The sequence below is a fragment of the Streptomyces sp. NPDC020362 genome (assembly GCF_040642095.1).
Taxonomy (GTDB): domain Bacteria; phylum Actinomycetota; class Actinomycetes; order Streptomycetales; family Streptomycetaceae; genus Streptomyces.
In genome coordinates, this window is sequence record NZ_JBFAET010000049.1 from 22,757 (window position 1) to 43,177 (window position 20,421).

The 20,421-nt window shown below is 72.0% G+C and carries 17 protein-coding genes; 12 read left to right on the forward strand and 5 right to left on the reverse strand.

Going from position 1 to position 20,421, the window contains the following annotated elements; genetic code table 11:
• Positions 1 to 11: 11 nt before the first annotated feature.
• Positions 12 to 1,469 carry an alpha-lytic protease prodomain-containing protein gene (locus tag AB0H32_RS19755; RefSeq protein WP_361121851.1) on the reverse strand — a complete coding sequence of 486 codons (1,458 nt, stop codon included), beginning with the start codon at positions 1,467 to 1,469 and terminating at the stop codon, positions 12 to 14.
• A 183-nt stretch (positions 1,470 to 1,652) separates the two neighbouring features.
• Here AB0H32_RS19755 and AB0H32_RS19760 point away from each other — a divergent pair, with 183 nt between their 5' ends.
• From AB0H32_RS19760 to AB0H32_RS19785, 6 genes are all read left to right on the forward strand, one after another.
• On the forward strand, positions 1,653 to 2,066 hold the full coding sequence (locus tag AB0H32_RS19760) for a PaaI family thioesterase (RefSeq protein WP_361121853.1): 414 nt from the start codon (positions 1,653 to 1,655) through the stop codon (positions 2,064 to 2,066).
• A 455-nt stretch (positions 2,067 to 2,521) separates the two neighbouring features.
• A complete protein-coding gene (locus AB0H32_RS19765; RefSeq protein ID WP_073890947.1) occupies positions 2,522 to 2,737 on the forward strand; it encodes a hypothetical protein in 216 nt (71 codons plus the stop codon).
• Positions 2,738 to 2,853: 116 nt separating this feature from the next.
• Positions 2,854 to 3,660 (forward strand): HlyD family efflux transporter periplasmic adaptor subunit, encoded by an 807-nt coding sequence (locus tag AB0H32_RS19770; RefSeq protein ID WP_361121855.1) that lies wholly within the window; start codon positions 2,854 to 2,856, stop codon positions 3,658 to 3,660.
• Positions 3,657 to 5,876 carry an NHLP family bacteriocin export ABC transporter peptidase/permease/ATPase subunit gene (locus tag AB0H32_RS19775; protein ID WP_361121857.1) on the forward strand — a complete coding sequence of 740 codons (2,220 nt, stop codon included), beginning with the start codon at positions 3,657 to 3,659 and terminating at the stop codon, positions 5,874 to 5,876. Before AB0H32_RS19770 ends, AB0H32_RS19775 begins: the two co-directional genes overlap by 4 nt.
• Before the next feature lies 1 nt (position 5,877).
• Positions 5,878 to 8,739, forward strand: a complete 2,862-nt coding sequence (locus AB0H32_RS19780; RefSeq protein WP_361121859.1) for an NHLP bacteriocin export ABC transporter permease/ATPase subunit — start codon at positions 5,878 to 5,880, stop codon at positions 8,737 to 8,739.
• 86 nt (positions 8,740 to 8,825) lie between these two features.
• On the forward strand, positions 8,826 to 10,022 hold the full coding sequence (locus tag AB0H32_RS19785) for a hypothetical protein (RefSeq protein WP_361121861.1): 1,197 nt from the start codon (positions 8,826 to 8,828) through the stop codon (positions 10,020 to 10,022).
• Here the strand turns inward: AB0H32_RS19785 and AB0H32_RS19790 are convergent.
• Both AB0H32_RS19790 and AB0H32_RS19795 read right to left on the reverse strand, forming a co-directional pair.
• Positions 9,962 to 10,489 carry an SRPBCC family protein gene (locus AB0H32_RS19790; protein WP_361121863.1) on the reverse strand — a complete coding sequence of 176 codons (528 nt, stop codon included), beginning with the start codon at positions 10,487 to 10,489 and terminating at the stop codon, positions 9,962 to 9,964. The two genes, AB0H32_RS19785 and AB0H32_RS19790, sit on opposite strands and share 61 nt — an antisense overlap.
• Positions 10,490 to 10,515: 26 nt before the next feature.
• A complete protein-coding gene (locus tag AB0H32_RS19795; protein WP_361121866.1) occupies positions 10,516 to 10,845 on the reverse strand; it encodes a metalloregulator ArsR/SmtB family transcription factor in 330 nt (109 codons plus the stop codon).
• A gap of 175 nt (positions 10,846 to 11,020) precedes the next feature.
• Between AB0H32_RS19795 and AB0H32_RS19800 the strand changes: the two genes are divergently transcribed.
• Both AB0H32_RS19800 and AB0H32_RS19805 read left to right on the forward strand, forming a co-directional pair.
• Positions 11,021 to 12,523 carry an MFS transporter gene (locus AB0H32_RS19800; protein ID WP_361121869.1) on the forward strand — a complete coding sequence of 501 codons (1,503 nt, stop codon included), beginning with the start codon at positions 11,021 to 11,023 and terminating at the stop codon, positions 12,521 to 12,523.
• A 71-nt stretch (positions 12,524 to 12,594) separates the two neighbouring features.
• A complete protein-coding gene (locus tag AB0H32_RS19805) occupies positions 12,595 to 13,092 on the forward strand; it encodes an isoprenylcysteine carboxylmethyltransferase family protein (protein ID WP_361121872.1) in 498 nt (165 codons plus the stop codon).
• Positions 13,093 to 13,308: 216 nt separating this feature from the next.
• Here AB0H32_RS19805 and AB0H32_RS19810 read toward each other — a convergent pair whose 3' ends face one another.
• Positions 13,309 to 13,743 (reverse strand): protease inhibitor, encoded by a 435-nt coding sequence (locus tag AB0H32_RS19810; protein ID WP_361121875.1) that lies wholly within the window; start codon positions 13,741 to 13,743, stop codon positions 13,309 to 13,311.
• A 336-nt stretch (positions 13,744 to 14,079) separates the two neighbouring features.
• Between AB0H32_RS19810 and AB0H32_RS19815 the strand changes: the two genes are divergently transcribed.
• From AB0H32_RS19815 to AB0H32_RS19830, 4 genes are all read left to right on the forward strand, one after another.
• Positions 14,080 to 14,643 carry a hypothetical protein gene (locus AB0H32_RS19815; protein WP_361121878.1) on the forward strand — a complete coding sequence of 188 codons (564 nt, stop codon included), beginning with the start codon at positions 14,080 to 14,082 and terminating at the stop codon, positions 14,641 to 14,643.
• A 157-nt stretch (positions 14,644 to 14,800) separates the two neighbouring features.
• Entirely contained in the window at positions 14,801 to 16,390 is a 1,590-nt protein-coding gene (locus tag AB0H32_RS19820) for a cytosine permease (protein ID WP_361121881.1), read from the forward strand.
• Complete coding sequence (locus tag AB0H32_RS19825; RefSeq protein ID WP_361121884.1) at positions 16,387 to 17,055, forward strand: cyclase family protein; 669 nt, start codon at positions 16,387 to 16,389, stop codon at positions 17,053 to 17,055. Before AB0H32_RS19820 ends, AB0H32_RS19825 begins: the two co-directional genes overlap by 4 nt.
• A 78-nt stretch (positions 17,056 to 17,133) precedes the next feature.
• On the forward strand, positions 17,134 to 18,303 hold the full coding sequence (locus AB0H32_RS19830) for a lactate 2-monooxygenase (RefSeq protein ID WP_361121887.1): 1,170 nt from the start codon (positions 17,134 to 17,136) through the stop codon (positions 18,301 to 18,303).
• An 88-nt stretch (positions 18,304 to 18,391) separates the two neighbouring features.
• On the opposite strand, the gene AB0H32_RS19835 is transcribed toward AB0H32_RS19830, so the two are convergent.
• A complete protein-coding gene (locus AB0H32_RS19835; RefSeq protein WP_361121890.1) occupies positions 18,392 to 20,092 on the reverse strand; it encodes an RICIN domain-containing protein in 1,701 nt (566 codons plus the stop codon).
• Positions 20,093 to 20,421: the final 329 nt, after the last annotated feature.

The following is a 20,421-nucleotide window of genomic DNA, read 5'->3' on the forward strand; positions in this document are numbered from 1 at the left end:
CTGCGGGCGGATCAGTTGCTCCCGGTGAGGGACGACGACCCGTCGCCGGTGCCCGCACCGGACTGGTCACCGGTGCCCGCGCCGGACTGGTCACCGGTGCCTGCGCCGGACTGGTCGCCGCTGCCCGCGCCGGCGCCGCTCTGGTCGCCGGCGCCCGCGCCGCTCTGGTCGCCGGCCGAGGCGGACGGGTCGGCGGAGCCGCCGATCTGGTTGCCGCCCGCCTGGTCGCCGGCGCCGGACTGGTCACCGGCCGAGGCCGAGGGATCGGCCGAACCACTCTGGTCACCGGCGCCCGCCTGGCCACCCGCGCCGTTGCCGCCGTCGCCGAGGGTGGCGCCGGTGGCCTGCAGGGCGGCGGTGACCGGCTGGAAGAAGGTCTCGCCGCCGTTGGTGCAGTCGCCGCTGCCGCCGGAAGTGAGGCCGACCGCGCCGCCCTCCTGGGTGAACAGGGAGCCGCCGCTGTCGCCGGCCTCGGCGCAGACGTTCGTCTGGATCAGGCCGTTGACGGTGTCGACGCCGCCCGGGTTCGTCTCGCTCTGGAAGTTGACGGTGGCGTCGAGGCCGGTCACCTGGCCGTTGTGCAGACCGGTGGTCGAGCCCATGCGGAACACGGTCTCGCCGACGGTGGCGTCCTGGGCCTGGGTGATCTGCACGGTCTGGCCGTTGCCGGCGTTGACCTCGCTGGGCGCCTGGGTGGTGGCGTCGTTGTACTTCACGAGGGAGAAGTCGTTGCCCGGGAATTTGGCCTGGTCGACGGTGGCGATGGGCTGGCCGTTCTGGGAGTCGGACCAGTCCTTGGCGGCGACTCCGCAGTGACCGGCCGTCAGGAACGCCGGGCTGCCGTCGGATGCCTTGACGTTGAAGCCGAGGGAGCAGCGCACATTGCCGCCCTGCACCTGGGAGAAGATGGCGTCGCCGCCCGAGACGAAGGTCTTGAAGGCACCGGAGGACTTCTTGAGGGTCGCCATGCCCGAGCCGAGGCTCCGCACGGTCGACTGGAGCTTGTCCCACTTGGCGCCGGTGACGCTGGAGTCGGCGGTGACCACGACCTTGTCGGTGCGCGGGTCGACGGCCCAGGCGGTGCCCGGGATGGTCGCCCTGGTCTTCAGGGTGTGCGCGGCGGCCTTGAGTTCGGCGGTGCTGTTCTCGACCTGGCGGACCAGCGCACCGGCCTTCTTCGCCTGGACGACCACGTTGCTGTCGCCGCTGACCACGTTCACGACGAGCTGCTTCTTGCCGCTGTCGTAGTAGGAGCCGGCGACGGCGTCGCCGAGCGCCTTCTGCAGCTGCGCGGCGAGATTCGAGGCGTCCGAGGCCTTCAGGGTCTTCGCGGTGCCGGCGGCTCCCGAGGCATCGTTCTTGCCCTGGGACGCGTTGGCGTTGGGCAGCAGAAGGGCCGCTGCTCCGAGCGCCGCGACACCGCCCACCGCTATCGCGGCCTTGCGCTTGGGCATTCGCTTGTGACTCAAACTTCTCGACCTCCTGGGGACGGGGGTCTGCCGCTGTCGGGCAGTTGATCGGGGGCGCCTGGATGGCTGTAGGTACGGGCGGGTCACACGGTGCGTTCAATTCCGCTTGCCAACTTCCGTCCCGTGACCGGGAATCGGCCACGCACCGCGTGTCGGGCCGTCCGGCCGGGAAGAATCCCCCATATGACGATGACCACCGCTGAAGCCGACAAGATCCTCTCCGACCGCTTCGCCCCCTGGGTCCTCGACCTCGGGCTGTCCGTGGAGGCGGTGGGCGAGGACCGCGCGATCCTGCGTCTTCCCTGGTCGGACCGGCTGGCCCGGGAAGGCGGGGGCCTGTCGGGGCAGGCGCTGATGGCGGCCGCCGACACGGCGACGGTGATCGCGGTCTCGGCCGCGCGGGGTGGCTTCGTGCCGATGACGACCGTGCAGCAATCGACGTCGTTCCAGCGGGCGGTGACCGGTTCGGATGTCTTGATCGAAGCGGTCCTGACCAAGCTGGGCCGGCGGACGGCGTTCGCGGACATCACGCTGAGCGACGCCGGTTCGGGCGCCCTCGCGGCGCGCGCGAGCACGGTCTATGCACTCATGGGCTGACACGCTCAGCCACTGATCGGCAACGGTCCGTTCCGAACACGTACCGGAATCCCTGCTTCAGGGAATCTGCACATTGAATACTCAACCAAGTCACCGCCGCCCCTGGTTCTGCACATCCGCACGCCCCCCGGTACGCCTTTGGCGCGGAGTGCCGGATTCGCGGTCGCACGGACAAGAGCCGGGGTGCGGCGATGCGGTGTGCCATGTGAAGGAGTCGCCGACAAGGCGTGCGCGCACCTGCACGGATGGGCCCCTGCGGGAGCCAAGTTCCCTGGTGAGAGGCCTGGTTGATTGGAAGCGCGCCCCGCGTGCGTGCTTTGATCCATCGCACCGCAGGGCTCCCCCCGGGCCTCCGGAAACGGAGACCCGGCGCCCGCGGTGCGCGGCCGTCCGTCTGTCCCCAGAGGGGGCCGCTTTCCCCCTTGTGAAATATCCATACGAAGGGAAGTTCCACCATGAACTCCACCCCCCAGGTTGAGACCGTCGAGATCTCGGACGCCGAGCTGGACAACGTTTCCGGTGGTCTGTCCGTCAACGCCCTGAACACCGTGACCGGCGCCGTGAACGGCCTCGCCCCGGTTTCCGGCCTGGTGGACACGGCCGTCGGCACCGTCGAGGGTGTCACCGGCCTGAACGTGGCCCCGGTTTCCGGCCTGGTCGCCGGTCTCTGATCGCACCTCGGTGCAACCGAAGTCCCGGAGCCGCCCCCCGGCTCCGGGACTCTCGGGTGCCTGAAGGCACCCGAACCCTGTCGTAGCGATGTCTCTCCTCGGGTGAGGGAAGTTCCGTGCAGTTCCGCCAACAGGCCCTCGCCAAGCTCCAGTCGCCGGAGGAGCTGGACCTTCCGGTGCGGCTGGCCCGTCCCCAGGGCTGGCTCGCGCTCGGCGTCACCGTCGTCGTCATGGCTGCGGCCTCGGTGTGGGCGGTGACCGGTTCGGTCGCCTCCACGGTCGGCGCGCAGGCCATCCTCACCCACGGGCAGGGCAGCTATCTGCTGCAGAGCCCCGTGGCCGGCCAGGTCACCGCCGTACTCGCCAAGCAGGGCGAACGGCTGCCCGCCGACGCCCCCGTCCTCAAGGTGCGCACGAGTCAGGGCGACTCGGTGGTCCGCACGGTCGCCGCGGGCCGCGTCACCGCGCTCGCCGCCACCATCGGCCAGATCATCCAGACCGGCGCCAACGTGGCCGCCGTCGAGAAGGTCGCGCACGCCTCCGACCCGCTGTACGCCACGGTGTACGTCCCCGCCGAGAACGCCGCGGCCGTCCCGGCGCACGCCGCGGTGGACCTGACCGTGTCGTCGGTGCCGACCCAGCAGTACGGCGTGCTGCGCGGGCATGTGAAGTCGGTGGACCGCACCGCACAGTCCGCCCAGTCCATCGCCGCGTTCCTCGGCGACAGCCAGCTCGGTGAGCAGTTCACCAAGAAGGGCCGCCCGGTGGCCGTGCTGGTCGCACTGGACAAGTCCGCGTCCACGAAGAGCGGCTACCGGTGGTCGTCCGCGGACGGGCCGCCGTACCGGCTCGACTCCATGACCCTCGCCTCCGGTTCGATCCGGCTGGCGGACCAGCGTCCCGTCGATTGGCTGCTGCCGTGAGCACCACCCAGGAAGCCCGAGGCCGCAGACGAGCAGCCCCGGCCCGGCGCCCGGTCCCCAAGTCCCGGGGCGGCACGGTCCGTACCCCCACCGTCCTCCAGATGGAGGCCGTCGAGTGCGGCGCCGCCTCCCTCGCGATGGTGCTGGGCCACTACGGCCGGCACGTACCGCTGGAGGAGCTGCGCATCGCCTGCGGTGTCTCCCGCGACGGCTCGCGTGCCAGCAACCTGCTGAAGGCGGCCCGCAGTTACGGCCTCACGGCCAAGGGCATGCAGATGGACCTCGCGGCCCTCGCCGAGGTCGCGGCACCGGCCGTCCTGTTCTGGGAGTTCAACCACTACGTCGTCTACGACGGCATGGGCCGCCGCTTCGGCCGGCGCGGGGTGTACATCAACGACCCCGCCAAGGGCCGCCGGTTCGTGCCCATGGAGGAGTTCGACGGCAGCTTCACCGGTGTCGTGCTGGTGATGGAGCCGGGCGACGGCTTCACCAAGGGCGGCCGCAGGCCGGGCGTGCTCGGCGCGATGCCGGCCCGGCTGCGCGGCACCGCGGGCACCCTGCCCGCCGCGGTCCTGGCCAGCCTGCTGCTGGTGGCGGTGGGCGCGGCGGTGCCCGCGCTCAGCCGCACCTACATCGACATGTTCCTCATCGGCGGGCAGACCTCGCTGCTGGGCGTGCTGTTCGCGTCGATGGCCACCTGTGTGCTGCTCACCCTGGTGCTGACCTGGCTCCAGCAGGCCAATCTGCTGCACGGCCGGATCATCTCCTCCACCCTCTCCAGCGCCCGCTTCCTGCGCCATCTGCTGCGGCTGCCGGTCACGTTCTTCTCCCAGCGCAGCCCGGCCGACCTGGTGCAGCGGCTGCAGTCCAACGACCAGGTCGCCGAGACGCTGGCCCGCGACCTCGCGGCGGCGGGCGTGGACGCGATCGTGGTCGTGCTGTACGCCGTGCTGCTCTACACCTACGACCCGCAGCTGACCTTCCTCGGCATCGGCGTGGCCCTGCTGAACGTGGTGGCGATGCGGCTGGTCGTACGGCTGCGCGCGACCCGGACGGCGAAGCTGCGCGCGGACACGGCCCGGCTCACCAACACGTCGTACACCGGTCTTCAGCTGATCGAGACGATGAAGGCGACCGGCGGCGAGGACGGCTACTTCCGCAAGTGGGCCGGGCAGCACGCCACCACGCTGGAGGAGCAGCAGCGGCTCGGCGTGCCGAGTGCCTGGCTCGGGGTGGTCGCGCCGACGCTCGCCACGCTCAACAGCGCGCTGATCCTGTGGATCGGCGGGATGCGTGCGGTCGAGGGGCACATCTCGGTGGGTCTGCTGGTCGCCTTCCAGGCGCTGGTCACCCGCTTCACCGCCCCGCTGACCCGGCTCAACGGCGTGGCGGGCCGCATCCAGGACTTCGCGGCCGACGTGGCGCGGCTGAAGGACGTGGAGAACTTCCAGGCCGATCCGCTCTACGCCCGCACCGGCGGCGACTCCACCCGCCGGCTGCACGGGCACGTCGAACTGGAGAACGTCACCTTCGGCTACAGCCCGCTGGACCAGCCGCTGCTGACCGGCTTCGACCTGACCGTGGGACCCGGTCAGCAGGTGGCCCTGGTCGGCGGCTCGGGCAGCGGCAAGTCCACGGTCTCCAGGCTGATCTCGGGTCTGTACGCGCCCTGGGACGGGGTGATCCGCATCGACGGCCGCCGCCTGGAGGACATTCCGCGCGGCGCGCTCGCCTCCTCCGTCTCCTTCGTCGACCAGGACGTGTTCCTCTTCGAGGGCTCGGTCCGCGAGAACGTGGCGCTGTGGGATCCGTCGGTCCCGGACGAGGCCGTGGTGGAGGCGCTGAAGGACGCGGCCCTGTACGCCGTCGTTATGCGCAGGCCGGGCGGCATCCACAGCAAGGTGGAGCAGGACGGCCGGAATTTCTCCGGCGGGCAGCGCCAGCGCCTGGAGATCGCCCGGGCGCTGGTACGGCGGCCCAGCATCCTCGTCCTGGACGAGGTGACCAGCGCGCTGGACGCGGAGACGGAGCTGGTCGTGATGGACAACCTGCGCCGGCGCGGCTGCGCCTGTGTGGTGATCGCCCACCGGCTGAGCACGGTCCGGGACAGCGACGAGATCGTGGTGCTCCAGCACGGCACGGTCGTCGAGCGCGGGCGGCACGAGGAGCTGGTGGCGCACGGCGGCGCGTACGCCGCGCTGGTCAGGGAGCGGTGAGATGACGACAGTGCAGGAGGGGTACGAGGGCGACCTCGTCGTGGGCGCGCTCGGCTCGCTGGGCACGCGGGTCGACTGCGCCGGGTTCAACCGTCTGGACCTGGAGGGTCCGCAGGTACTGTGGCTGGTCGCGGCCGGCGCCCTGGACCTGTTCGCGGTGGACGCCGCCCAGCAGGGCCACTGGCACCACCTCGGCCGGCTGGAGGCGGGATCGCTGCTGCTCGGCCCGGTGGCGGGACCCCAGCACACCCTGGTGGCCCGCCCGGTCCGTGACTGTGTGGTCCACCGCGTCAACCTGCGCGAGCTGTACCAGGGCGCGCACACCCAGACCTGGTCGTACGACGAGTACGGCAACCCCCAGTACGTGCCGCCCGCTTCGAGCCCGCTGGAGTACGCCCTCGCGCTGGGCGTCGGCCGCGGTCTGTCGGTCCTCTTCCAGGCGCCGATGGCCGAGGAACGGGCCGCGGCGCATGGGGGTGCCCCCGCGGGAGCTCAGTCGGGCGTGGGGGACGACGACGACGTGTTCTGGATGCAGGTGCCGCCCGGCAGCGTGCAGTACGGCTCCCTGTACGGCGCGGAGGCGGCCGCGGATCTGCTGATGGACCCTGCCCTGTGGCAGAGCCTGGTCGACCAGCAGTACCGGCTGCTGACCGCGCTGGACCGGTGGATCGAGCAGCTGGAGCGCACCCACGAGACACGCACGGCCGCCGGGATCAAGGCCGGCGAGGCGGTCCGCGCCCAGGCCGACCGGACGCTGCTCGCCGCCATCGGCAAGCGCTCGGCCCGACGCACGACGGCCGCCGACGCCGACGCCTCCTACGCGGCCTGCAAGCTGGTCGCCGAGGCTGCCGGGATCACCCTGGCCGAGCCCGCGCAGAGCGGTACCGAGAGCGAACGCCTCGACCCGGTCGAGCGGGTGGCCCTGGCCTCCCGGGTGCGTACCCGAGCCGTGCGGCTCGACGGCCGCTGGTGGCGGGAGAACGTGGGCCCGCTGATCGGGCACCGGGCGCTGTCCGGCGCGCCGGTCGCCCTGCTGTGGCGGCGCGGCGGCTATGTGGCCGTGCAGCCGGCGACCGGACGCGAGACCCCGGTCGAGAAGGCGAACGCCGAGGAGTTCGAGCCGCGCGCGGTGATGTTCTACCGGCCGCTGCCCGAACGACGGCTCGGGCCGCTCGGGCTGCTCCGGTTCAGCCTGCGCGGCACCCGCGGCGACCTGCTCAACCTGATGCTCGCCGGGCTGGTGACGGTGGCGATCGGCGCGCTGGTGCCCATCGCGACGGGCAAGGTGCTCGGCGAGTACGTGCCCAGGGCCCAGACGGGCCTGATCGTCCAGGTCTGTCTGGCGGTGATGATCAGCGCCGTCGTGTCGGCCGCGTTCACACTGCTGGAGAACCTGACCATCCTGCGTCTGGAGGGCCGTATCGAGTCGGCGCTCCAGCCCGCCGTCTGGGACCGGCTGCTCAGGCTCCCGACCCGGTTCTTCACCCAGCGCTCGACCGGTGAACTCGCCAGTGCCGCCATGGGCATCAGCGCGATCCGGCGGCTGCTGGCGGGCGTCGGCCCGGTGGTCGCACAGTCGGTGACGGTCGGTGCGATGAACCTCGGTCTGCTGCTGTGGTACAGCGTGCCGATGGCTCTCGCGGCGATCGGCATGCTCGTCGTCATTGCGGCGGTGTTCCTCGGGCTCGGGCTGTGGCAGGTGCGCTGGCAGCGCCGTCTCGTGGTGCTCGGCAACAAGCTGAACAACCAGGCGTTCCAGACCCTGCGGGGCCTGCCCAAGCTGCGGGTGGCGGCCGCGGAGAACTACGCGTACGCCGCCTGGGCCGCGGAGTTCGCGCGCAGCCGGGAGCTGCAGCAGAAGGTCGGCCGGATCAAGAACCTCACCTCGGTGCTGGGCGCGGTCTATCTGCCGGTGTGCACCCTGGTGATGTTCATGCTGCTGGCCGGTCCGGCGAAGGGTGCGATGTCGGCGGCGGCCTTCCTCACCTTCAACACGTCGGTGACGATGGTGCTGACCTCGGTCACCCAGCTCACCGGGTCGCTGGTGTCGGCGGTGGCGGCGCTGCCGCTGTTCGAGGAGATCAGGCCGGTCCTGGACGCCACGCCCGAGGTGCGCACGGCGAGCACCCGCCCGGGCCCGCTGTCCGGCGCCGTGGAGGCCCGCCGGCTCTCCTTCCGTTACGCGGACGACGGCCCGCTCGTGCTGGACGATGTGTCCTTCAGTGTCCGTCCGGGCGAGTTCGTGGCCGTCGTGGGGCCCAGCGGCTGCGGCAAGTCGACCCTGCTGCGCCTGCTCATCGGCTTCGACAAGCCGGTCTCGGGCAGCATCCTGTACGACGGGCAGGACCTGGCGGCCCTCGACCAGTCGGCCGTGCGCCGCCAGTGCGGGGTCGTCCTCCAGCACGCGCAGCCCTTCACCGGCTCCATCCTGGACGTCATCTGCGGCACCGAGCCGTACACGCCCGAGGAGGCGATGGCGGCGGCCGAGATGGCGGGTCTGGCGGAGGACATCAAGCGCATGCCGATGGGCCTGCACACCATCGTCGCGGGCAACGGCGCGATCTCCGGGGGACAGCGGCAGCGCCTGATGATCGCCCAGGCGCTGATCCGGCGGCCCCGCATCCTGTTCTTCGACGAGGCGACCAGCGCACTCGACAACGACACGCAGCGCATCGTCATCGAGAGCACCCGCAAGCTGAATGCCACGCGGATCGTCATCGCCCACCGTCTGTCGACGGTGCTGGACGCGGACCGGGTCGTCGTGATGGAGGACGGCAAGGTCATCCAGCAGGGCGCGCCCGCACAGCTGCTCGCCGACACCGGCGGCCGACTGCACGAGTTGGTGCGGCGGCAGCTGACCTGACGCCGCCATGGCGCGCCAGCCGACCTGACGCCCCCATGACCGGAAACGCCCGCTCTGTCGGTCATGCACATGGCCATACCTTGGGCGTGGAAGCATCGGAGTCGACGGCCTGGATCATGCCGCTGCTGAACCAGGTGTCGAGCGGGGCGGCGGGCACGGTGGAAGGGGCCGCGGGAGCGGAAGTCGTGCGGGTGGTGCGCGAGCGACTGGGGTCCTCCCCCGGGGGGAACGCCGCTCTCGACCGGATCGGCGAGGAGCCCGGCGAGGTCGAGCGGCGCCTCACCGCGGCCATCGGCGCGGACGCCGCGTTCGCGGACCAGCCCATACAGCTGCGCGAGGAGGTCCGGCAGCAGGCACCGTCGCCGCGATACGCGGGCCGGGACATGAACACCGCTGTGCTCGGCGCCCACACCAAGGGCAACACCATCACCTTCGGCCCGTTGACCATTCACAGGACGAACGGAACAGGCGCCAAGCCGACCGCCCTGGTGCTGGTCGTGGCCGTCATCCTCGGCCTCGCCGTCTACGGCCTGGTGCGAGTTGTCGACGGCCGAGACTCCGGCGCACAGGGCACGACGTCGGCGGGTGCGACCGGCGCGGGGGACGGCGACGGCGCACAGACTCCCCTGAAGGACGTGGGCGACCCCGCCGGCGGGCAGGCCAAGGTGGCGCCGGTCCGGGATCTCGCGCTCGCCAAGGGCGTGTTGCCGGACCTGCAGAGCATGCCCTCCGGCTGGTCGCTCTCGGAGAAGGCGAACACCAGGAGGACGACGGACAGTTCCATGGGCAGCTGTGGGGGGCTGCTCAGCGAAGGCGAGGTCGCCTACGCCGTCCCGGGCGGCTCCGACCAGGCATCGATCCTCGTCGACGCGTACGACAGCGCCGACGCGGCGGCCGCGGGCTACCGGCACCGAGCCGGGCCGGTCGGTTCGGGGACGACGTCTCGTCGATGTCGCTGGGCCGGCTCGGCGACCAGAGCGTCGCGTTCCCCCAGCGGCAGTGCACCGGCTCGGAGTACACCTACGCCATGGCAACCGTCGCCCGGGCGGGCACCGTCGTGCTCCGCGTCAGCTACGGCGGCGGCTACCAGGAACTCGACTCCGGTGTTCTGTCGGGGATCGCCGGCATGGTCGTCCAGCGCGCCCGCCAGGCGCAGAACGGCGACACGCCGTCCGCCTCGGTCGCCGGGGCTCCCTGGCGCGGCCGCCCCGGACCGGGCTCCTCACTCCAGCCCGGGCACGGGTGCACCCGAGGGCACTCCGGCGCCGACGTACCCGTCGTAGAACTCCTTCCAGGGCGCGCCCGGTCCGGCGTGCGGGCCCTCGGACCGCTCGCCGCGGGCCCTGGCGTCCAGGGCGGCCAGGCACACCTCCCAGCCTGCGCCGTTGCGGGCGGCGGTGTTCTCGGCGACGAGGACATCGGTGAGCGTGAAGCGGGTCCGCCCGTCGCCCGCCTCCTCCAGGTCGAAGTGGAGTTCGTCGCCGCCCCATGCGAAGGAGAGGTGCCTGGGCGGGTCGACGGCGAGGACCCGGCCGGTGAACTCCGGCGTGCCCGGCTCGCCGAAGAAGCGGATGGGTGCGCCCGCGCGCAGTTCCATCGCGACCTGGAACGGGAACCACCCCGCCAGCTCGTCCGGGTCGGTCACGAAGTGCCAGACGCGGTCGACGGGGTGGTCGTAGGTGCGGCTGAAGCGAACGGCGGGGCGGCCGTCGTCGAGGGTCAGATAGGTGCCGGTGAGGTCGACGGACATGGCGCTCGGTCCTTCGTGGTGGGGGCTCAGGTGTCGTCCGGCGTCTCGCCCGTCCCGTCGAGGCGGCGGCCCAGGGCGTCGAGGCTGCGGTTCCACAGTGCGCGGTACGGCGCCAGCCAGGCGTCGAGGGCGGCGATCGGAGCCGGGTCGAGTGCGTAGACGCGGCGCTGCGCGTCCTGCCGGACCCGGACCAGACCCGCCTGTCGCAGCACCTTCAGGTGCTTGGACGTGCTCGGCTGGCTCAGCCCGCATGCCTCCACGATCTCCCCGACGGGCCGGGGCCGCTCCAGGAGCAGCGCGACGATGGCCCGCCGGTGGGGGTCGGCGAGGGCGCTCCAGAGTGCGGCGTCGGACATACAGACAATATGCCTCGTGAGTTATATGCCCGTCAAGGAATGCACGAGTCCCGAGAAACGAAACGTTGCCGTTTCGCTCAAGCTGGTCTAGCCTCGAAGCGTACGAAACAGTTTCGTTTATGAGCTGTCCGTGTCCCACTTTCCTGTTTCGAACGACTTCCCTGGAGTAGTTCCGATGGCCCAGAAGACCCTGACCGACGGCGCCCCCGAGGTCGCCGTCGAGGCGCCGCCGGCCGCCTCCCCCACACGCTGGTGGATCCTTGCGGTCATCGCCGTCGCCCAGCTGATGGTGGTGCTCGACGCCACGATCGTGAACATTGCCCTGCCCTCCGCCCAGGCCGACCTCGGCTTCTCCGACGGCAGCCGCCAGTGGATCGTGACCGCCTACGCGCTGGCCTTCGCCTCACTGCTGCTGCTCGGCGGCCGGATCGCCGACCTGTTCGGCCGCAAGCCCGCCTTCCTCGTCGGCGTCGTCGGCTTCGCGGCGGCCTCCGCGCTCGGCGGCGCGGCGAACGGCTTCACCATGCTGGTCGTCGCGCGCGCCCTGCAGGGCGCCTTCGGCGCGCTGCTCGCACCGGCCGCGCTGTCCCTGCTCAACACCACGTTCACCGACGCCCGTGAGCGCGCCCGCGCGTTCAGCGTCTACGGCGCGATCGCCGGCGCCGGCGGTGCGGTGGGCCTGCTGCTCGGCGGTGTGCTGACGGACGCGCTCGACTGGCGCTGGACCCTGTACGTCAACGTGGCCATCGCGGTCGTCGCCTTCGCCGGCGGCTGGGTGCTGCTGGGCAACCACCGTGACGCGGCGGACGCCAAGCTGGACGTGCCGGGCACGGTCCTGGTCGCCACCGGTCTGTTCTCCCTGGTGTACGGCTTCTCCAACGCCGAGACGCACGACTGGGGTTCGCCGCTGACCTGGGGCTTCCTGATCACGGGCGGCCTGTTGCTGGCGGCCTTCGCCTGGTGGCAGACCCGGGCCGCGCACCCGCTGCTGCCGCTGCGCATCCTGCTCGACCGCGACCGCGGCGCCTCGTTCCTCGCGGTGCTGATCACCGGCGCGGGCATGTTCGGCGTGTTCCTCTTCCTGACCTACTACCTCCAGCTCAACCTCGGCTTCAGCCCCACGAAGACGGGCGTGGCCTTCCTCCCGATGGTCGGCGCGCTGATGGTGACCGCGCAGGTCGGCACCACGGTCCTGCTGCCCCGGATCGGCCCGAAGGCGGTCATCCCGCTGGGCTTCGCGATCGCCACGGCCGGCATGGCCTGGCTGACCGGCATCGGCCTCGGCTCCCACTACCTCAGCGCGGTGCTGCCGCAGCTGATCGTCATCGGCGTCGGCCTCGGCATGGTGATGCCGCCGGCCATGCAGCTGGCCACCGGCGGGGTCGCGGCCGAGGACGCGGGTGTCGCCTCGGCGACCGTCAACGCCATGCAGCAGGTGGGCGGTTCGATCGGCACGGCGCTGCTGAACACCCTCGCCGCGAGCGCCGCCACCGACTACCTGGCGGACCACGACCCCACGAACAAGCTGGCGCAGGCCCAGGCGACGATCGAGAGCTACACCACTGCCTTCTGGTGGTCGGCGGGCTTCTTCGCCGCGGGCACGGTCCTCGCGTTCCTGCTCTACCGGCGCGGGGTTCCGCGACAGGACGCCGCAGCGGCACCGGTCGTCCACATGTAGCCGCCGCCCACGACGAAGGGGCCGCCGTCAGCAGGGAGACGGCGGCCCCTTCACGCTGTCATGGTGGTGGTGTGCGCAAGGCGTCGGCGGCGCTCGGCACCGCCCTGTTCCTGGTCCTGGTCTCGGGCAGCGCGGCCGTACTGGTGCCGTGGTGGCTGACCGGCGGCTGGCGGGCCGGTGACTGGTGGCTGCCCCTGCGGCTGCTCGGCCTGGTTCCCCTGACGGCCGGCGCCGCCGTGATCCTGGAGGCCTTCGCGCGGTTCGCGCTGGAGGGCCTCGGCACCCCTGCCCCGATCGCGCCGCCCGCACGGCTGGTGGTGAGCGGGCCCTACCGGTACGTGCGCAATCCGATCTACGTGGCCGTGGCCGCCGTACTGGCCGGGCAGGGGCTGCTGCTGGCGCGGCCGGTGCTGTTCGTGTACGCCGCCGGCGCCTGGCTGCTGAGCCTGGCCTTCGTCCGCTGGTACGAGGAGCCGGCGCTGGTGCGCCGGTTCGGTGCGGACTACGAGCGCTACCGTCGGGCCGTACCGGCCTGGTGGCCGCGGCGCACACCATGGCGGGGCACATGAGAGCGCGGCGCCGGACGAAACCAGTTGTTTTTCGCCGCTCCCCGGGACGGGCCCCCCACGGACCTGCCCGGGGAGCGGCTGTGTGCCCGGGAACCGGAGGGCGGCCCCACTCCGCCCACCGCTCCCGGTACGAGATCGCAGATCCCCGCTCCAGGGGGCCGCACTCCCCATTTGCGGGCCTGATCCGGCGCTAAGGAGACCCTGCGATCCCGGTCCTCAGAACGCGAAGACGCTGCTGTCCAGAGCGTCCTTCACGCAGGTGTTGCCGAAGACGCGCTCGTACGAGACGCGCTTGCCCTGCCAGACCCCCTGGACCGTGACCACGACGGGGTCGTACAGCTTGGTGCACCACACGTCGGGACGGGGCTTGAGGGCCGCGAAGTCGCCGCCGACGCCGCGCAGTTCGGCGCAGGCCTGGGCCGCGGCAGGATGGGTGCCGGAGGCCGTCGGGGCGCAGTTCAGGGTGACGGCGCGCTCCGGGGTGGCCGTGACCGCGTTGTCGCCGTGGCCGGTGGTGAGCACCAGCGCCGAGGGGGCGTAGAGCGACGACGGGGCGGCGTCCGGTGCAGCGGCGGCAGCCCCGATCAGGGGTCCGCAGACGGTCGTGGCCGTGAGGCCGAAGATCGCTGCCCAGCGCGCGGGGTTCCGCATTGTATGCATCCTTCCGCTCGAATTGACGGGTGCCCACTCCGACCCGGTCGGCGCCGGAGCGGCGAGCGCCACTCTGCCGAGTCCGCCTCCGAAACACACATCCCACCCACAGCTTTCAGTAACCTTGCGTGTTGAAGCAGTGGCGTGAAGTCACGGAATCCGAGCAGTTCGACCGCACAACTGAGCGGTTCTTGATCGCTGAGAGCGATCCCATGGCTGAAAAAGACCGCCTCGTTAATAGGCCTGAAACATTCCGCCTTCGCCCCTCGGCGAACCCCTTCACGACCTCTTCACGACTCCTTGCGTTCATGGAGGGCACGGAGTAATCCTCATTACATGATTACAACGGAGCAGAAAGAGAAGCTGCGCGGCTGGTTCGCCGGCCGGCTGCCCGACGACCTCTTCGAGGAACTGGCCGAGGTGACCGCTGACCGCGAGGAGATCACGGTGATCGGGCGCATCCCCGAGCCCCGGCTCGCCACGGGCGCCTCGGACGCCGAGCGGGAGGCCGCCGTGCAGGCACGGATCCAGGAGTTCCGGGAGCGCACCCGTGAGGAACGGATCGAGGTGGCCCGCGAGGCCGAGCACCTGTTCCGCCGCAAGGTGTCGTGGGGCGTGGTGTGCGGTGCCCAGCGAGCCCTGTTCACGCACGTCGCGGCGCCGGTGATGACCCGGCTGCGGCAGCCCGAGCGGCAGGTTCTGGACACCCTCATCGCCGGGGGCGTCGCGCGCAGCCGCAGTGACGCCCTCGCCTGGTGCGTGCGCCTGGTCCAGCGCCACACCGACGACTGGCTGACCGAGCTGCGCGAGTCCCTGGAACACGTCCAGCGGGTCCGGGCACAGGGACCGGACGCCGAGGAGGTGGCCGATTCCTCCAACGACGACGGTGCAGATGGATGAATCGTCCTCTGGCAGGGGTCTTCGGCGGCGCCGTACCGTCGCCAGACCCCTCGAGGACGGCCCCCGCCCGCGTCGCACACCCCTGCGGCAGCGACCGGTCGTTCACCCTTGCCGCGCCACCAAGCGCTCCACCGCCGCAACCTCGCTGGAGCCCTCCTTGACCCCTCAGTCCCCCGAGTCCCCCGCCGCGCCGCCGTCCCTCACCGAGGTCGAGACCTACGGCGTCGAGCGCATCCCGGACGCGGACCGCACCGCAACCCCGCTCGACCTCTTCCGGGTCGCCTTCGGCGGCGCCAACACCTTCTCCACCTGCGTCCTCGGCGCGTTCCCGATCCTGTTCGGGCTCTCCTTCTGGCAGGGACTCGCGGCCACCGTCCTCGGTGTCGTCGCGGGCACCCTGATCCTGTGCCCGATGGCCGTGTTCGGACCGGTCAACGGCACCAACAACGCCGTGTCCTCCTCGGCGCACCTGGGCGTGCACGGCCGTGTCGTCGGCTCGTTCCTGTCCCTGCTCACCGCCGTCGCCTTCTTCTCCATCTCGGTGTGGAGCTCCGGGGACGCCCTGGTCGGCGGCGCGCACCGGCTGTTCGGCCTGGAGCGCGACACCCTGTCGTACGTCGTCGCGTACGCGCTGTTCGCGGGGCTGGTCCTGGCCGTGTGCGTGTACGGCTTCCGGTTCATGCTGTTCGTCAACAAGATCGCCGTGACCTCGGCGACCGTGCTGTTCCTGCTCGGCGCGATCGCCTTCGCCGGTGACTTCGACCCGTCGTACGCCGGTGCGTTCACGGCCTCGTCGAACGCGGCGACGCAGTCGATGTTCTGGCCCTCGTTCATCGGCGCGGCCCTGATCGTGCTCTCCAACTCGGTGTCGTTCGGCGCCTTCCTCGGCGACTGGTCGCGCTACATCCCGGCGGCCACGCCGCGCCGCAAGGTGGTCGGCGCCGCGTTCCTCTCCCAGCTCGCGACCCTGCTGCCGTTCGTCTTCGGCCTGGCCACCGCGAGCATCATCGCGACGAAGGCCCCCAAGTACGTCGACCCGGCCGCCCCCGACTTCGTGGGCGGGCTGCTGGCCATCTCGCCGGGCTGGTTCTTCCTGCCGGTGTGTCTGCTCGCCCTGATCGGCGGCATGTCGACGGGCACCACCTCGCTGTACGGCACGGGCCTGGACTTCTCCTCCGTGTTCCCGAGGCTGTCCCGCGTGCAGGCGACGCTGCTGGTCGGCGTGTTGTCCATCGCGTTCATCTTCATCGGCCGGTTCGGCCTCGACCTCGTGCAGTCCATCTCGACGTTCGCCACGATGATCATCACCTGCACCACACCGTGGATGGTCGTGATGATGCTGGGCTTCCACACCCGGCGCGGCTGGTACGACCCGGACGCGCTGCAGGTCTTCAACCGCCGTCAGCGCGGCGGCCGTTACTGGTTCACACACGGCTGGAACTGGCGCGGCATGACCGCCTGGTGGGTGTCCGCGGTGATCGGCGTGCTGTTCACCGACATCCCCGGCCAGTTCGTCGGCCCGCTGGGCGACCTCGCGAACGGCGTCGACATCAGCCTTCCCCTCTCCCTCGCCGTCGCCGCGATCCTTTTCCTGACGCTCCTGCGGCTGTTCCCCGAACCCCGGGCGGCCTACGGGCCCGAGGGGGCGCGACTGGCTCGTACCGTGGAGGCGCCGGTGCCGCCGATCACCGGACCGGGTGCCCCGGCGGCCGACGTGCCCGCGCTCGCGGCGGAGGGCGGCCGATGACCGGCTGGCTCGATCTGTCGGTGCCCGTGGTCGCCGGGATGCCCGTGTATCCCGGCGACCCGGAGGTCACGGTCTCGCCCGCCCTGCGGGCGCCGGCCGACGGCGTCAACGTGCTGGCGCTGCACCTGGGTTCGCAGTCCGGCACGCACGTCGACGCGCCGTACCACATCGACGACGCCTGGCCCCGCCTGGACGAGCTGCCGCTGGACCGGTTCGCCGGGCGCGCGGTCGTGGCCGACGTGCGGGGGCTGCCCGCCCGGGCGCCGATCACCCCGGCCCTGCTGGCCTCCGCGCTCGACGCGCTCGCGGCGGCACCCGGCGCGCTGCTGCTGCTCGCCACGGGCTGGTCGGCGCACTGGGGCACCGACGCGTATCTCGCCCACCCCTGGCTGACTCCCGAGGCGGCCGAGGCCGTCGTGGGGGCCGGGGCCCGGACCGTGGCCGTGGACGCGCTCAGCGTCGACCCGACTCCCGGGCCGGGCGATCCGCACGCCGGCTCCGGCCTGCCGGCCCATCGGGTGCTGTGCGGCGCAGGCGGGGTGATCGCCGAGAACCTGACCGGCCTGGAACGGCTGGTGGGCGCCGACGAGATCGAGGTGTTCCTCTTCCCGCTGCGGATCCCCGGGGCGGACGGCGCTCCGGTACGGGCGGTCGCCCGGATCTGAGGGCGCCTGTGCACCGCTTCGGCCGGCCCGTATCGTCGGCCTGCAGCGCACCTCAGCGACGAGCGGCGGGAGGGCCGGATGGCGAAGCACTGGGCGGACTTCCAGTACGAGATCTATCTGAACGGGATGACGGGTGCCGTGCCCCGGCTGCCCACCGACCTGACCCGCCTGGAGGAACTGGCCGAACACCGGCTCGGGCCGGGTCCGGTGGGCTATGTGGCGGGCAGCGCGGGCGACGGCAGCACGGCCCGCGCCAACCGGGCCGCCCTCGCCCGGCGCCGCATCGTCCCGCGCATGCTCAGGGACGTGCAGGAACGCGACCTGTCGGTGGAGTTGCTGGGCCGTGCCCTGCCGGCACCGCTGGCGCTGGCTCCGGTGGGCACCGTATCGATCATGCATCCGGACGCCGAGTCCGCCGTCGCCCGGGCGGCCGCCGCGCAGGGCGTGCCGTACGTCCTGTCCTCGGCCGCCAGCACGCCGATGGAGCAGGTGGCGGCGGCGATGGGGGACGGGGAGCGGTGGTTCCAGCTGTACTGGGGCAAGGACCGCGAGGTGACCCGGAGTTTCCTCGCCCGCGCGAAGGCCGCCGGATTCACGGTGCTGGTCGTCACGCTGGACACGCCGATACTGGCCTGGCGGCCCCGGGATCTGGACCAGGCGTATCTGCCGTTCCTGCACGGGGTGGGCACCGCCAACTACTTCACCGACCCGGCCTTCCGGGCGGGCCTGGCCAAACCTGTGCACGAGGATCCGAACGCGGCGGTGATGCACTTCCTCGGCCTGTTCGGGGACGCCGGCCACACCTGGCCGGACCTCGCCTTCCTGCGGGACCACTGGGACGGGCCGATCGTCCTCAAGGGCGTCCTGCACCCGGACGACGCCCGGCTCGCCGCGGACGCCGGGATGGACGGCCTGGTGGTCTCCAACCACGGCGGCCGGCAGGTGGCCGGCTCCGTAGCGGCGGCCGACGCGCTGCCCCGCGTCGCGGCCGCGGTCGGCGACCGGCTGACCGTGCTGTTCGACAGCGGAGTGCGCACCGGGGACGACGTGTTCAAGGCGCTCGCCCTCGGCGCGCGGGCGGTGCTGCTCGGGCGCCCGTACGTCTACGGGCTCGGCCTGGACGGACAGGCGGGCGTAGAGCACGTGATCCGCTGTCTCCTCGCGGAGTTCGACCTCACCCTTGCCCTGGCCGGACACGCCACGCCCGGCACGGTCACCGCGGACGACCTCGACGAGGGACACATGTGAGGTCCGGCCGTCGTTGCGTTGCGGGAGCCCTCGAGGACGGCCGCCCCGTCCCCGGGGGGGCTCCCGCGGTGTCCTCCTCCGCAGGGTGCTAGGTGCCCGTCCCGGGCAGCTCCGCCGGCTGCGCGGAGCGTCCGCCGGTGCCGGCCACGGACAGGGAGCCGGGACTGGCCGACGGCCCGTCGGTCAGCCAGCGCTGCCCGGCGGAGCGGTCCCGGACCTTGACGACGATGTCGGCGCCCGCTTCCTGACCGGCCGGGGCGAGGGCGAGGGTCTCGTCCCAGCGGGGCAGCAACTCGCCCCGTACGGTGAGGTCGTAGCGCGCGTCGTCCCCGCGCTGTGCGCCGGCGTCGGGACAGGTGCCGAGGATGACCACGCCGGCGTCGGCGTGCGAGTCCAGGCACAGGCCGGAGTCGGCGCCATTGCGCAGCAGCCCGTCGGCGTCGTACGTCCACTGCTGCGTCGGCGCGGAGGAGCAGGCCGCGAGGACCGCGTCCGCGCCGGCGGCCGGCTTGCCCTTGATGTCCAGGCACAGGTCGGCGGCGGCGTTGTGCAGCCGGGTCGGCCGGCCGGCCGAGGGCAGGCCCGCCGTACCGGGCGCCGTGGCGGACGCGGGCGGTGACGGGGCGTCGGTGCCGCCCGCCGCGCCCTTGGAGGCGACCGGGTCGGTGCCGTCGCCGCCGTGCGGCCACAGGCTGATCACCAGGACCGTCGCGAGCAGTCCGGCCGAGGCGACGCCGACGCCGGTGAGCAGCGTCCTGGACGACCAGCCGGCCCGGTCGGCCCCGCGGGCGCGATGCGCGGGCGCGGGGATCCCGTCGAGTTCCCCGGGCACTGCGCCGCCGCTCCGGCGCCCGCCGGGCACCGGGATCCGGCCCAGCAGCCCGGGTTTTCCGCCGCCGCGCCGGCGTCCGCCGGAGCGGCGGGAATCACTGCGGGCGCGGGTGGGGCCCGGTCCCCGGCGGCCCGGCCGGGAGTCGAGGTACCGGCGGGCGCCCCAGCCGAGGACCGCTTCGGCGAGCAGCACGCCGATGCCTGCCTCGATCTGCCCCAGTTGCTCGGCGGCGTACCGGCAGTAGGGGCAGGCGGCGAGGTGCTGCTGGACGTCCGGCAGCAGGGGTCCGCCCCGGCGGATCGGCCCGTCGAGAAGGCGGTTGTAGTGGCGGCATTCGGTACTGGGCGCGAGTTCCCGGTGCGCGCGGACACAGCCTTCCCGGAATTTCTCACGGGCCTGTTCGCGTGCGACCCCCGCGCTGTCGACATCCATGCCGAGCAGACCCGCGGGGATGTTTATCGGCTCGGCCTCGACCTCGGTGTGCCACAGCAACGCCTGTTCGAGCCGGGGAAGGCTATGGAAAGAACGTTCGGACAGTGCGCGGTTTTCCGGTATGAGGGACTTCGCGGTGCGCATACCGCGGCCCCCGGCGGGTTTCTGGAGGCCGGGCAGCATGGCGGCTATTCGGTCCGCGGTCGCCCAGTTCAGGACCGTGTCCCGCACTGCCACGAGCAGGCGGGGCCGCAGCGCGTCGGCTCCTTCGCCGAACGCGAGCCGGTCGAGAACCTGGTGGAAGGCGGTGGCAGTGACCATGTGGGCGAGAGGCCCGGGTGCGGCCAGACAGATGACCGCGTAGTCCTGCACCGGCTGCCAGTGCCGGGCCATCAGCAGTGCGGCGGACCGGGCGGCCTCCACATCGGAACCGGCACGCAGGGGCCCGGCGACGGACTCGTCGGACTCTCCGGGATCGCCGCCGGGAGGCGGGTAGGGCGGACAAGGGGGGTGGGGGGTTGGCACGGAGTTGATTCCTTTGATGCGTGTGGTGCGTTGGTGCGAACCATTGGGTCGCGTGCGCGGGGAGCGGGAATTCACCGGCGCCGTGACGGGCCGGTTCCCCAACTGCCGTAAGAGCACCGGCCATTATCCCCCGCACGAGTGTTTCAACCCTTGCACAACTTCCACACACGCAACAAGGCGCGCGTAAGACATCAACAGGTTTGAAAGAAAGTCAGAAATCCGGCGCAGAGCCAGGTCCGGTACGCCGGTTTCCGGCATTGCCCGCGCCCCGTGTGAAGGGCGCGCACACACCGGGGGGCCGCGCGCGCTCCCGAGTCACGCGCCCCGGG

Excerpts from the sequence above, each read along its gene's own strand:
- AB0H32_RS19760 (WP_361121853.1), top strand. The coding sequence starts at position 1,653 with ATGACGATGACCACCGCTGAAGCCGACAAGATCCTCTCCGACCGCTTC.
- AB0H32_RS19765 (WP_073890947.1), top strand. The coding sequence starts at position 2,522 with ATGAACTCCACCCCCCAGGTTGAGACCGTCGAGATCTCGGACGCCGAG.
- AB0H32_RS19780 (WP_361121859.1), top strand. The coding sequence starts at position 5,878 with ATGACGACAGTGCAGGAGGGGTACGAGGGCGACCTCGTCGTGGGCGCG.
- AB0H32_RS19790 (WP_361121863.1), bottom strand. The coding sequence starts at position 10,489 with ATGTCCGTCGACCTCACCGGCACCTATCTGACCCTCGACGACGGCCGC.
- AB0H32_RS19795 (WP_361121866.1), bottom strand. The coding sequence starts at position 10,845 with ATGTCCGACGCCGCACTCTGGAGCGCCCTCGCCGACCCCCACCGGCGG.
- AB0H32_RS19800 (WP_361121869.1), top strand. The coding sequence starts at position 11,021 with ATGGCCCAGAAGACCCTGACCGACGGCGCCCCCGAGGTCGCCGTCGAG.
- AB0H32_RS19810 (WP_361121875.1), bottom strand. The coding sequence starts at position 13,743 with ATGCGGAACCCCGCGCGCTGGGCAGCGATCTTCGGCCTCACGGCCACG.
- AB0H32_RS19815 (WP_361121878.1), top strand. The coding sequence starts at position 14,080 with ATGATTACAACGGAGCAGAAAGAGAAGCTGCGCGGCTGGTTCGCCGGC.
- AB0H32_RS19825 (WP_361121884.1), top strand. The coding sequence starts at position 16,387 with ATGACCGGCTGGCTCGATCTGTCGGTGCCCGTGGTCGCCGGGATGCCC.
- AB0H32_RS19830 (WP_361121887.1), top strand. The coding sequence starts at position 17,134 with ATGGCGAAGCACTGGGCGGACTTCCAGTACGAGATCTATCTGAACGGG.